This is a genomic window from Segetibacter sp., from assembly GCF_025963695.1.
Classification (GTDB): Bacteria; Bacteroidota; Bacteroidia; order Chitinophagales; family Chitinophagaceae; genus Segetibacter.
Window position 1 is genome coordinate 23,147 of record NZ_JAOQAH010000107.1, and the last position, 13,137, is coordinate 36,283.

The window sequence follows — 13,137 nt, forward strand, 5'->3', positions numbered from 1 at the left end:
ATTATTTGCTATTTTCTTAAAAATTAAGATTAACCCCTAAAGTGTAAGTTCTTGGAACAGGATAGTTAGAAAGGTCGATTCCCTGGCTGAGGTTTCCGCCATCACCATTTCCGTCACCTTGTGCACTCGTTTCAGGGTTAGGCCCCCCCCAGTACTTTGTAAAAGTGTAAACCTGCTGAACAGAGGCATAAATGCGGGCAGATTTAAACACATTGTTCTTAACACCTAAATTGTAACCAAGGGTTATATTTTTTATAGCGAAAAAAGAAGCGTCAGTAATAAAGCGGCTATTCATCCAGTCTCTTTCAATGCCTGTTACATTACCACCACCAACAGTCGTTCCGTAAAAACCTTTTCCCGGATTAGAAGGGGATCTAAAACGGTATTGAACTTCTTTCACCATGTTGAATACACCATCAAGGTTAGCCGTACTGTATAAATGCCGAACAAGAAGTTGATTGCCGTAAGAACCTGAACCAACTACTGTGAAATCGAAGTTTCCGTAGTTTAAAGTATTAACAAGGCCATAAGTGAATTTAGGAAAAGGGCTTCCTATTATGGTGCGATCGTCAAAGTTTCCACCCATAGTTATAGTGCCATCCCCATTGACATCCTTCAACTTAATGCTTCCGACTGTTGATCGACCAGGAATCTTAGGAGACTTATCCAGATCAGCCTGGTTAAGGTAAACTCCCTCAGCCTGCATTCCATAGAATTGGCCAAAGGGCTGGCCGACTTGTGTGATATGAAAAGTACCATATACGCGATCGATACCATCAGCAAGAGCTAAAACCCTATTACGGTTGAAGGAAATATTTGCATTTGTCGTCCATTTCAATTTCCCCGTGGTGTTCCTGGTCGTTACGGCAAACTCATGTCCCCAAAATTTAATTTCGCCAATGTTGTCATTGAAGTTTCCAAAGCCCGACTCCTGTGCAATTTGCACGCTATATAGCAGATTTGTTGTGTTTTTTGTATAGAAGTCATAGGTGAATTGAACCCGGTCATTAAAAAGCCCCAGATCTAAACCAAGGTCTATTTGTTTGGTTGTTTCCCATCCCAGGTTAGAATTAGATAACGAAGTGACAACTGCACCTGTGGAAACAGTATTTCCAAACACAGCATTTACGGTATTGTTTACAAGTGCGTATTGTGTGTAGTTACCTATATTATTGTTTCCAACAACGCCGTAACTAGCCCTAATCTTAGCAAAGGAGATCTTTTTCGCATCCCTCAGAAAGTTTTCGTCAGACATTACCCAACCCGCGGAAACAGAAGGAAAAGTACCGTACCTGTTAGCCGCACCAAAGCGGGAAGAGCCATCATTACGTACTGAAGCAGTAAACAAATATTTGCCTTTGTAATTGTAACTTAACCTTGACAAAACAGATGTCAGAGCGAACTCCTGCACACCATTGTTGGTACCCCCACGGTTTATATTTAGGGCTCCCTGAATTGTTGGAAGTCTGTCATCAGTGTAAGTATCAGCCTGAATGCGGGTAAACTCCTGGCGGAATTTCTGGTAGGTAAAACCTCCCAATAACTCAAAATTATGATCATTAAAACTCCTGGTATAAGTAGCTAAATTTTCGTTCAGATACGATACGTCTTCTCTACCCTGCCTGATCGATACGGCTGTAGTGGGTATAGGAACGTTGATTTGGCTTGTTGCTGTGGAAGGATTGAAAAAGAAGAACCTGAAATTTTGGTACTCAACGTTAAACGTAGATTTTAAAACCAATCCCTTTATAGGTTCGTATTGTGCATAGGCGTTCGAGATCAGGCTTGTTGTTTTGGTTTCATTTACCAATTCCTGGGCGGCCCTTACCCAGTTGGGGTAATCGAATATATTACCAGTACTACCAGGAAATCGATTCACCTTCGTCAGTTGCCCGTTTTGATCATATATAGGCATTACTGGCCAGGTATGCAAGGCGTTGAAAAGAATACCTGTTCCCCTGTCACCATCAGTTCTTGGGGTGTTATCAAAAACGTACTGAGGTGCGATATTGAAGCCTATTTTCACTTTGTCTGAAACGGCATAATCAGTATTCATTCTTAAGGAATACCTTTTGTACACGTTATTCAATACAACGCCTTCCTGGTTATAAACTCCTGCAACCAAAGCAGTGCTTACCTTATCGGTGCTGGAAGTAACAGTAAGGTTATAACTCTGCAAGGGCGCCTTTCTTAACAACGCCCCGTACCAGTCATTATTTTTCCCTTGATATTGGGACGGGTTTTGAAATTCAGCAGGCACAGCCTGACCGGCATCTTCATAGTATTCCTTTTTAAACTGTGCAAATTCAACTGCATCCATCATTTGCACCCGACCTCTTTGAGGAACGTATTGCATTCCTGCAAAAGTGTTTAAGCTAACGTTTGTTTGACCTTTCCTGCCTTTTTTAGTTGAAATCAGCACTACTCCGTTCGCCGCTCTTGATCCGTACAAAGAAGTTGACGCTGCATCCTTTAAAATAGAAATCGTTTCGATTTCGTCAGGATTCAATGCACCGATATTACCGGTAATCGGAAAACCGTCAACTACATATAGAGGATCACTGCCAGCTGATACTGACAATTGTCCACGTATTCTTACCGACATTCCCTGGCCAGGCTTACCTGTGGTCTGGTTGATTTGAACACCTGCTAACCGCCCTTGCAATTTTTGGGTTATTTGTGAAACGGGAATGTCTTTAAGCTCTTTCGTATTAATAGTCTGTACGGCTCCCGTTACTTCTTTTCGCAACTGGCTACCATAACCGATAACTACTACGTTTTCCAAAGACCTGACATCGGGCGCTAAATTTATATTCAGGCTACTACGACCGTTAACAGCAACTTCCTGTGTTATAAATCCAATGCTCGATATCACTAAAGTTCCGTTGCCCGAAGGAAGGCTTATAGAAAAATTACCATTCGCGTCGGTACCTGTACCGCTTCCGGTTCCCTTTACTAAAATAGATACGCCTGATAAACCAGCACCTTTATCATCTGAGACTTTACCTTTAAGATTTGTCTGTGCCCATGCTGTTTCGCACGATACTAGCAGAACAAAGAGTACATACAAATTCCTTGTCTTTGTTAATAAAAATTGTTTCATAATGGATAAGCAATCGTTTTAAATAAATGAAGAATATTTTGTTTTGGTTTTCAACTGGCTATTTCAACGTCATATAAAAACATTAAGGTGAAAGATTGTGAACCGTGCTTCCGCGCACGCAATTCACTTTTCAAAAATTATTGAGCAACTCTGATTATATACTTCAAAAAAGAACTTCGTCTCATTTGTTAGAAACGAACTGAGCTGCCCGTCGCTTGGACAACTTCCAGTTCCAGATCATACGATCTTATTTCTCCTGGCTGTAGAAAAATCAGTTCTTTTCGTTCCCTTGCCTTTGCCTGCCCAATGAGCGGGTTGGTTGCTGGTTCAAGGCCGGTAACATATTCCCCCTCACCCCAATGTTGCCAGTTAATTAGCCACGGCAATTGTTCTTTCTTAAAGCGCAACGAAAGGGCAAGGCCAAGACGACTGTTATGAAGTCCACAGGTGCACCAACCAGAAGTGTCAGCGGCTATGTCAATCATAGCAACCTCCTCTCCTGTGCCGGCATGTTCGGCTAAAGTACCGGGACATCTTTTGAAATTATTTCCTTCTTTAAAAATCTTATTATTAGTAACTCCCTCGCGGGTTTGCCATTTACCATCCCAAATAATGTCGGTTCCTTCATTTACCAAAGGCCAGCCGAAATTGAAATGATATAAAAGCATGTGAGGAGCCGGGGTATTTCCGCGATTAACTACTTCATCGTGAATTCTAATAGTTGCCTGGCCAAGAGTGGCCGATATAGTTCTTTTAAGTTCTAGGTTTGGTCCCAGAACCCGGCTTTCTTTCATCCTTCCGGTAATGCTCATCTCCATCTTTCCGGCTGTGGGGTCAGGTTGAATGATAGACTCTATCTCTGCAGCAATGTTGCTTATTTGTCCGTGTAGACCTCGTTGTCCAAATTCATCCGCTTCAGGCCCGCCCACATGGCTTAAACCACAAGTGGTCAGCAATCCTCCGCCGAATGTTTTTAACCAATCTAATCCATAATTTGAAAAAGGTTCCGGTGCAGTTATTCCCCCTTGGCTCAACCATGCTATGCTGTGCTGGCTATAGAAAGTTTCTGCTATGTCCATCGCACGGTCAATAACAACTTTAAACCTGAGACCTGTTCCTGTATTTATCCACGCTATGCGCGTTCCCCGCCCTGCTCCATTATCAAGTACCGATGTCTCTATACCACCTAGTTGAGCAGTATTGGATATTTTGCCTCTCCAGCTCTGATCTATCAAACCTGTTCCTCCTTTTATAGTGTAAAGTGTAGCAATAAAAAACGGTTGCACAAGTGTGTGACACAACGAAGACGCCATGAAAAACATTTGTACGGAAAAAAAATACAACCTCGTTAAATTGATTTCTATCTGAAAAACCAATGAAACGAGGTGTATATCTTACATATCTTTTTAGATTTTTTTGCTGATAAGCTGATTATCTTTTTTAAACATCGTTGTGTCACTCACTTCTACAGTGGTCTCTTTATTCACCGTAAAGTCTACATCGCTCCCTTAACTTATTTAACCGATGCTGTTGTAGCTTTATTTGCCTTAGGCTTATATACCTCGTGGTTTTTGTTACCTGCCGATGTCAGGTAAGCCAGTAAGTCTTTTAGTTCTTCCTTATTAAGTCTGTTAATGGTACCCGGATACATAATTGATACATTAGAAAGCTTAGTGGCTACAACATTCTTTTTTTCAATTACCTGCAAGGTTTGAGGAGAAAAAGGATTCATTGAAATGTAATATTTGCCATTTTCCTCATTTTTCAATCTTCCTGTTATAGTAGTGCCATCTTTCATCTGGAATTCTGTAGCTGCGTATTGATCTGATATTACCTTACTTGGTAAAATAATCGATTCTAATATATCCCGGTTAGAAAAGCGTGTACCTAACTGTGTCAGGTCGGGACCAACAGCCCCGGCACCTTCGCCTCGCATACTATGGCAATTGCTACACAGAGCAGCTCCAAAAAGCATTTTTCCATTGGCAAAATTCCGGTCAGTAGAATCTTTGCTAAGTACCTGTAGTGCATCTTCCATTTTCCAGTCTCTGCCTGGTCCTTTGGGATTTCCGACTACAGCAACCCGTCTTCCGTTTGTTATCAACAAAGAATTACCAGAAAGTGTATTGTAATGTTCCACTTTATCTTTAGGAGCGTTTGCCAATGCTGTTTTTCTGGCTTTTTCTATAAAACCAACATAGCTATTGCCTCCTTTAAAACTAAAGGCAGTATTATACCACTGAAAATATTTTTCGCGTAACGCAGGCGTCCAACCGGTTTTAGCTTCGCTTAAAACTGTAAGAAAATAAATCTTTTGCGCTGGCGGTGTTTTTGCCAACATTCCGGCAATATCAAGTCCGTACTGCGGGTTACGAGCAACCAGGTCTGAAGAACTAGTAAAAGTTTTTTGACCATTATCATCATCTTTTGCTACAGCCATTAACGCCATTGTTTTCGAAACTGCTCCCGGCGCTTCTACATTTACCAGTACCTTACTTAATATACGATTTAGCTCATTTGTTTTTGCCGGAAATTGCGCATTTAGATACGCTACCATTTTTGAATATGCAGCACCTTCTGGTTTGCCCATGCGTAGAATAATTAATTCAAAAGCCCTTACAACATCTACTTTTTGTGATTCTGGCAATTGAGAAAAGTTTATAGTAGCTAAAGCATTAACCATTCGGGGTTTAAGATCTGCATTACTAGTACTACGCGCTAGCGCGATGATGGCCTGTGTTAGTATTTGAGGATCTTTTTCTGTTAACGCTTTTTCCTGCCATTCTGATACCGGCTGATGTTCAACTGCAATTCGTGCTGCATACCTGATAAACCGATCACTATTTTTTAAATATGGCCATACAGTACCGATCGCATTTGGGTTTGGACCTTCATGAAATTTCTCCAGTTGTTTCCTGGTATTTTGTAACTGGGTCTGTGCTGGATTCAAGCTAGTTGTCAAAGGTGCATTAGTTGATGTGTTATCTCCATAATAAACCCTGTAAAGATCGGAATCAAGCTTACGGCCACCTGTAAGAAAGTACAAAGCGCCATCAGGGCCAATAATACCATCAGTTAATGGCAAAGGTGAGCCTGAAAGAAACATTTCGGCGTCAGCAGTGTAAGAGGAGCCCTGAGGACGCAGTTTTATTGCGTATATTATTCCAAAGCTCCAATCAAAGGCAAAAAGAGAACGCCTGTATTTTTCAGGAAACTTCGCATCTTTTACAGTAATAAGGTTAGTAGGAGAACCTTGCCCAATATTTAGTACTGCAGGTAAATTGTCAGGATAAGCAGGAGACCATTTACTGTTACCTGTGCGCCATCCATACTCACTACCACTTGTTGCATGGTTTATACGGGTCGGCCTATACCAGGGCATTCCAAAGTCCCACTCCATATCCGCATCATAAGTAAAAAGCTCGTCGTCTTCATTGAAGGCTATATCGAAAGCATTTCTATAACCTGCACTAATTAGTTCCCAGCGCTTTCCCTCCGGGTCAATCTTGGCGATCCAGCCACCTGGTGCATAGCGGTCATTCGCATGTCCGTTAGGATCTTTAATTAATGGAAACAAGTTATCCTCTTTCCATGTTTTTGGTAAACGGTAAGCATCCATTTCAGGAGCATCTGTGTGGTTACCAGAAATTACATAGATGGATTGTTTATCCGGAGCCAGCACAATACTATGCGGTCCATGCTCACCACCGGGCGTTACCAAACTTTTAAGTACCGTTATTTTGTCATACTGATCATCGCCGTCAGTATCCTGCAGTCGGTAAAGTCCGCTACCCCTATTCATGGTGGCAGGCGGAGTAGGGTTATTATTTACCATTACATAAAGGCTGTTAAAAGCGTATAACAAACCCTGTGCAAAGCCCATTTTTATTTTGCCTGAAGAAGTATCGCCTTCAACCTTAATCTCCAGTTTCTCAACTTTTAATTTGTTAGTGTTTGTATCAGCACCAATGGGTGGAATTGTAAGGCGATACAAATACCCATACTGATCAGAAGTAATCATTCTGCCCTTATCGTCAAATGTCATTGAAACCCACGATCCATTTCCTGCTTCCGAAGGGCTGTACAAATGTTCAGCTTTAAAATTTGGCTGAAGCTTTAGTTTCTGAATCTTAGGATTAGGGTCATCGGCAGGATTGAAGAATGTGCTCTTATTTGTTGTAGAATAAATGCTGACAAGAATTACTACAGTAAGAGTCAAAATTAATTTAATAGACAATTTTCCTTTATAGCGCATAATTAACTTGGTTATTATAATAAATAAAAATTACCCTTTTAGTGGCTTTATAAAAGCCGTGAGACGTAAATATGACGGTTGCATCCTGAGATTAAAGCAGTAGAAACCAGCCTATGAAATTAAAAGCTTAAAAGCAACAAATAGACTTTTTTAAGAAATACTATGGAAGCTCGTTTTAGCCGTTCTTGGTAAGAAATGTGCTTTTAATGATATACTGACGAATGCGATAATGGAGTTTGGAGACATCCTGAGTCAGTGAGATAATAATTAATAATTTTCATGACAAGCGTTTTAGAATCGTTAGAAGTAAACTTACAATAAAAACCCAAATTTTTGCGGTAATTAGAATTTTTATCAATTGCAAAATATACTCCCCCAACAATAAAACTGTCATGTACTGTCATGACACAAATCAATTTTAAAATAAAAAAAATCAGCAAGTGTTGCTGCACTTGCTGATTAAATGGTCTTGGAACTTTGAGTGGTAGCTTTAAGAAAGCTAATCACAATCTCTCTGATCTAACGCCCTGTATATAGAAACCAATAAGGGCAAATCAATTTTTAGCCTGGCTTATACCACTTGTTTTGTCGAGCTCTTCCCACGTCCATGGCTTATTTCTTGAACTATTTTTTTCTCTTACAAGTTTCACTTCAGCAGGAGTAACAAACGGAGCAATCGTATCAGTGGGTCTTCGCCTTGAATTAACCTTTCCAAATTCGTACCTGACATAATTAATAACCGAAGCAACCCACTCATCTGAATTTGCACCGAGCGAGGGCATTATAGAAGGATAAGTTTTACCGTCGATAGGACCGGTTAAGCCATGAAGCACTATTTTCACCAGGTTAAACTTATCACCTGCCAACCGTTTTGTAGATGAAGTTAAAGGCGGGGCAGCAAAGTCTAAAGTGCCGGCCACAGCAATTCCTTTACCGGCGGGTCCATGACAGGTAACACATAGCGAAGAAAAAGTAGCTGCTCCAGCTAAAATCATTTTTCTTTCTTCAGGCGGCATATTGCCAAGCCGGGCTCCATATGTTTTTACATCATTATTTCTATCCATTGCACGACGAACTGAAACGAACATATCATTGTCTGCATTTTTAACTTGTATATCCTGTGCTATCGACTCAGCCTTTTTTGATTTGACGTTATACAACGACAACAGTAGCTGTATTCGCACATCATGACTTGCATCATCCTTCATATTTGCAAAATGGTTCAGTAGTTCTTCATCATTTTTTTTAACAAAAGCCTCAGCTATCCATACAGCAGTTTTTCTCACTTGTGGATGCTCGTCCTTCATTGCGGTAGTTAAAATGTTTTTATCTATCGCATCCAATCCTTCCAAAGTCCATAATGCATGTATTCTTGCAAGAGCAGAGGGTTTAGTCTGCAGTGTCGCCTGTTGTCCGGATGCTATCAGTTTTAAAGTTGGCACCACCGATTTATCTCCTAATACAACCATCTGTTTTTGGGCATTATCTCTCCACCAGCCATTTGCATGGTCTAAATACGTTACTAATTTGCTTGCCGGTTCATCCAACATTCTTGGTTTGGACTGCTCTTTATATCCGTCATACACCACCCGGTATATGCGGCCATGCCCTACATTTTTAGCGATACCTTTTGCTTCAATCTGGCTACGCAAATATGATCCCGGCTTTGTCCAGTTTCCTTGCTGAATAATTCCACGATGCATGTCAACGATATACAAATTTCCATCAGGTCCGGTATATGTATTTACCGGGCGGAAAAACATATCATTAGAAGCGATAAACTCCTGTCGGTAATAGGCATTCTGTACAATTGTTTTTCCTTTAATATTAAGCACTTTTGCGCGCCGTATAATTCGGGCAACAGGCTCGCATACAAGGTAATCTCCAACCATATCTGCAGGAAGCGAATTACCCCTGTAGATTGACTGCCCGCACGAAGCGGTAAAATGATTCAGTGTACTATCAGCACGCATTCTTAGCGCACCACCTTGCACATCAGCCGTGGCAACCACTGGGTAAACCTGTTGAAATTCTTCACTTACCTGGTCCGGCAAATCAAGTCCACCGTAAGCCGGATTCATTTGTACCCTGACCATTGGGTTTTCGCCCCCTGCGCTAGACAAGAACAAACGACCGTAGTTATCGTGCGTCACCCCCCACTGGCCGCCAGTACCTGCGGGTATAGAGTCTGCGAGCAACATTCCGTTCTTATACCTGAACCTGATTGGATCGTATGTCAGATACATATAGTTATCAAGGTTCCAGTCTAATCCGCTTCTTTGATGCTCCATATTTGCATCGCTGACACTATATCCTGGCTTTTCGAATACTGTTCTTTTTACATCTGCTTTCCCATCGCCATTTGTGTCTCTGTAACTATTTATCGTTATAGTATTCGTTTCATTTACCAACAATTCATGATTAATGCATTGAATCATCCGGGGCAATAAAAGACTATCAATAAACACGCTGCTCTTATCCATTTTACCATCGTTATTCGTATCCTCCAAAAGCATAATGCGACTTACATTCATTCGCTCGTTAGTGGCATCCGCGTCCTGCATATAGGTAAGCATTTCGGCAACATACATTTTTGCGTTTCCATCCCACGCAATTGCCACCGGCTCTTTTATCATCGGTTCACTTGCCACCAGTTCTATGTGATAGCCCTTGGGCAGGTTAAAAGTCTTCAGGCTTTCCTCGGGGCTTAAATAAGCCCATGAAGGTGTGGAGTCAAAAGTTCGGTCAGGATATGGGTTGCCCGCCTTGCTTTTTGAAATACCTTTTGTAACAGTGCAAGTGTACACCAGCATAGATAACGCCAGCAATGATATGATTGAAAATATCCTTTTCATAAATTAAAGTAGTAAAGTGATTATTTAGCAGAAGATTTAGTGGATGCTTTAGGATTTGCACCCATTGCATATTTAATTCCACCTAAGATATGTTGTAGGTACAAAGGGTCGTCATAAGACTTATTGTCGTGGCCAAGTGCAGTATAAAAAGCCCTGCCACCATCAAAATCATGATACCATGCCATAGGATGATTTTCGCCATTAGCTCCACCTGTATAACTGTTTTCATCAATGTTTATTAAAACATGTATATCTGTTCCTATCCATTTAAAGTTATACAACTCATCAAAACGCTTCCAGACCTTGGGCAAATGTGCAGTGGCTATATTATCGGGATCTACAATATTAAACACTGCTTCCTGTTGCCGGGGGTGGCTTTTAAAATATGCTCCGTTCAGTTCGCCGTACCACGGCCAGTCGTATTCAGTGTCTGCTGCTGAATGTAAACCCACAAACCCTCCACCTGATTTAATATATTGTTGAAACGCCTGTTGCTGCTGGTCGTCTAAAACATTTCCGGTTGTACACAGAAATACGACGGCAGCATACTTTTTCAAGTTCTCCCCAGTAAACACATTGGCGTTCTCCGTTGTATCAACTTCGAAATTATTCTTAGCGCCGAGCAGAGGAATACTTATTTTGCCTGAGGCTATAGCGGCAGTATGACGAAATCCGGCGGTTTTACTAAAAACCAGTACTCTTTGTGGTTTCGCTGATACGCTTCCGCCCGCCAAAAGAAGGATTACAAAAAACATTTGTAATCGGGGGAGTAAATTTTTTTTCATATTTAATGGCAATAATTTGGAGAGTGTTAGAGATAGCAATCGTTTGTGAAGCATAACACCCCGGTTAATTTCGGGGTGTTATGCTGTTAATTTATTTGGACCGGGCTGTTTACAACTATGTTACATTGTTGCGTCGCACCTTTGTACTGTTTATTAAAAATTGAGCAAGACAAGAATTACAATGTAACCAGTACTATCGGGTTTATTTGCCCTTTAAAGAAAGTATGTATTTTACCATTTTTTTTGCGTCAGCCTCTGCAATTTGCGGATGTGGCGACATTGGAATTTGGCCCCATGCTCCTGCACCGCCTTTTATTATTTTACCTGCTAATTTATCGATGTTAGCATCAGTGGCAGGGTATTTTGCAGCAACCGCGCTGTAAGCAGGTCCAACAACCTTAACTTTTAACTGATGACAAGCAAGACAGTCTGATTTAGAAATAAGGTTTTTTCCAGCTTCTATGTCCGCTTTAGATGCATTATTGTTTCCCGAAGTGGTGGTCTTTGTAGTTACTGTTTTAGTAGTAGTCTTTTTTGCAGGTTGTTTAGTCTGGGAAAAAGAATAATAATTCCCAAATCCTCCAATTAATAAACTAAAAAATAAAATAGATGCTTTTTTCATATGATTACTTAAGTGTTTTCTGTTGGAATTAAAAATACGCCTTTGGTTTAAAGGATGCTCAACTTTTCTTTGGTAAAGCTCACAATTAAATTTATATAATAGTACAAATAACCTGTTTAATATGTAAACCTTTAGCTTGTATCGGTAAACTCCATATACAACTCTACCATCTAATAGACTTGTATAACGATGCACTTTTTTATAGGCTGTTTTTAAACATTGAAACTTACAGATCTATTTCGATTGCATGGGTATCAGGATTTACCGAGATCTTTTTTGGAACCCCATTTAATTTTATAGAAAAATTTTCAAAGTTAATTTCTATGGGCTTCATTATAACGGGGATACTTTTCTCAGGAACAACCATTAACTCACGAGATACATTTATTGAATCTGCTGTAGCTTCTTCCCTCTTTGCTTTAGCTTTTTTTGGAACTACCTTACCACCTAAAACCTGCTCTGCAGTTATCCCTGCTTCGCGAAGTTTTTTATTTAAAGCAAATCGTCTGTCATAAACTCCCTGTTTTTCAATCTTATACTTTTTCATCGAGTCTTTCACATCCAAAAACAAAAAATCACGATCTCGCTCTGAAAGATTTTGTAAGTCGATTTTGTTTTGCTTTTTGGTGGTAGAACTTGTTTTAGCCATAAATTAAATTTAAAAGTGTGCGAAAATGTGTTATAAAGGTAAATGGAAAAGAGATTACAACATCCGGATCGTCAGATGCAAGCAGTTGAAGTGGCTACTGAATGTACAATGGTGCGACGCAAGAATGTTGAAATAAAAAGCAAAAGTCGACTACCAAAAATATTACAATAAAAAATAGCCCTACGTTCTATTACCCTCAATTACACAAGTTTGTACTCCTATCCGGAGACTATATTCTATAGGCACTTTAGGCAATAATTAATTCTATTTTTTTTATCCTGAAAGCTTAAAACCACTTGTTCAAAGGTTGCCTCTGTAAAAATCCGGGGAAATCTTTCTTTTATGACTGAGTTATCTAATCTACAAATTTCATTCGGGTTGATTTTTGTAAATTCACTATTCTAAAGCTTAAATCATGGTGTTAATTGTAAACGGTGTAAAGCACGAAGTTTCACTGGAGCCAGACGTGGAGTTATTAAGTGTTTTACGAAACGAGCTTAATTTAACCGGTAGTAAGTACGGTTGCGGTGAGGGAGCTTGTGGCGCATGTACAGTACTTATTAACGGAACACCATCGCGAGCCTGTATTACAACAATAGGTTCAGTTGTTGGAAAAGAGATCACTACAATAGAAGGTCTTGAAAAAAACGGTTCTCTTCACCCGGTACAGGAAGCTTTCCTTCAATCGGATCCATTTCAATGTTCGTATTGTGCTTCGGGAATGATTATGTCGGCAGTGGCCCTGCTTAACAATAATCCAGCTCCTACTGATGATGCTATCGTAACAGCAATGAATGGAAATATTTGCCGTTGCGGCACTTATATCAATATTGTTAATGCTATTAAATTGGCTTCAAACCACAAATAA

8 protein-coding genes are annotated in these 13,137 nt (G+C 40.3%); 1 reads left to right on the top strand and 7 read right to left on the bottom strand.

Features of this window, described 5'->3' with window-relative positions:
* Nucleotides 1–16: 16 nt before the first annotated feature.
* From JWR87_RS18800 to JWR87_RS18830, 7 genes are all read right to left on the bottom strand, one after another.
* Nucleotides 17–3,103 carry a TonB-dependent receptor gene (locus JWR87_RS18800; RefSeq protein ID WP_297823163.1) on the bottom strand — a complete coding sequence of 1,029 codons (3,087 nt, stop codon included), beginning with the start codon at nucleotides 3,101–3,103 and terminating at the stop codon, nucleotides 17–19.
* Nucleotides 3,104–3,291: 188 nt separating this feature from the next.
* Entirely contained in the window at nucleotides 3,292–4,416 is a 1,125-nt protein-coding gene (locus JWR87_RS18805; protein WP_297823167.1) for an aldose 1-epimerase family protein, read from the bottom strand.
* A gap of 200 nt (nucleotides 4,417–4,616) precedes the next feature.
* On the bottom strand, nucleotides 4,617–7,358 hold the full coding sequence (locus JWR87_RS18810; RefSeq protein WP_297823170.1) for a c-type cytochrome: 2,742 nt from the start codon (nucleotides 7,356–7,358) through the stop codon (nucleotides 4,617–4,619).
* 554 nt (nucleotides 7,359–7,912) lie between these two features.
* Entirely contained in the window at nucleotides 7,913–10,213 is a 2,301-nt protein-coding gene (locus JWR87_RS18815) for a c-type cytochrome (RefSeq protein ID WP_297823173.1), read from the bottom strand.
* 20 nt (nucleotides 10,214–10,233) lie between these two features.
* A complete protein-coding gene (locus JWR87_RS18820) occupies nucleotides 10,234–10,998 on the bottom strand; it encodes a ThuA domain-containing protein (RefSeq protein WP_297823176.1) in 765 nt (254 codons plus the stop codon).
* A gap of 202 nt (nucleotides 10,999–11,200) precedes the next feature.
* Nucleotides 11,201–11,620, bottom strand: coding sequence for a c-type cytochrome (locus tag JWR87_RS18825; protein WP_297823178.1), 420 nt, complete (start codon nucleotides 11,618–11,620; stop codon nucleotides 11,201–11,203).
* Between the two features lie 226 nt (nucleotides 11,621–11,846).
* A complete protein-coding gene (locus JWR87_RS18830; protein ID WP_297823180.1) occupies nucleotides 11,847–12,269 on the bottom strand; it encodes a hypothetical protein in 423 nt (140 codons plus the stop codon).
* Nucleotides 12,270–12,684: 415 nt separating this feature from the next.
* Here JWR87_RS18830 and JWR87_RS18835 point away from each other — a divergent pair, with 415 nt between their 5' ends.
* Nucleotides 12,685–13,137, top strand: coding sequence for a (2Fe-2S)-binding protein (locus tag JWR87_RS18835; RefSeq protein ID WP_297823182.1), 453 nt, complete (start codon nucleotides 12,685–12,687; stop codon nucleotides 13,135–13,137).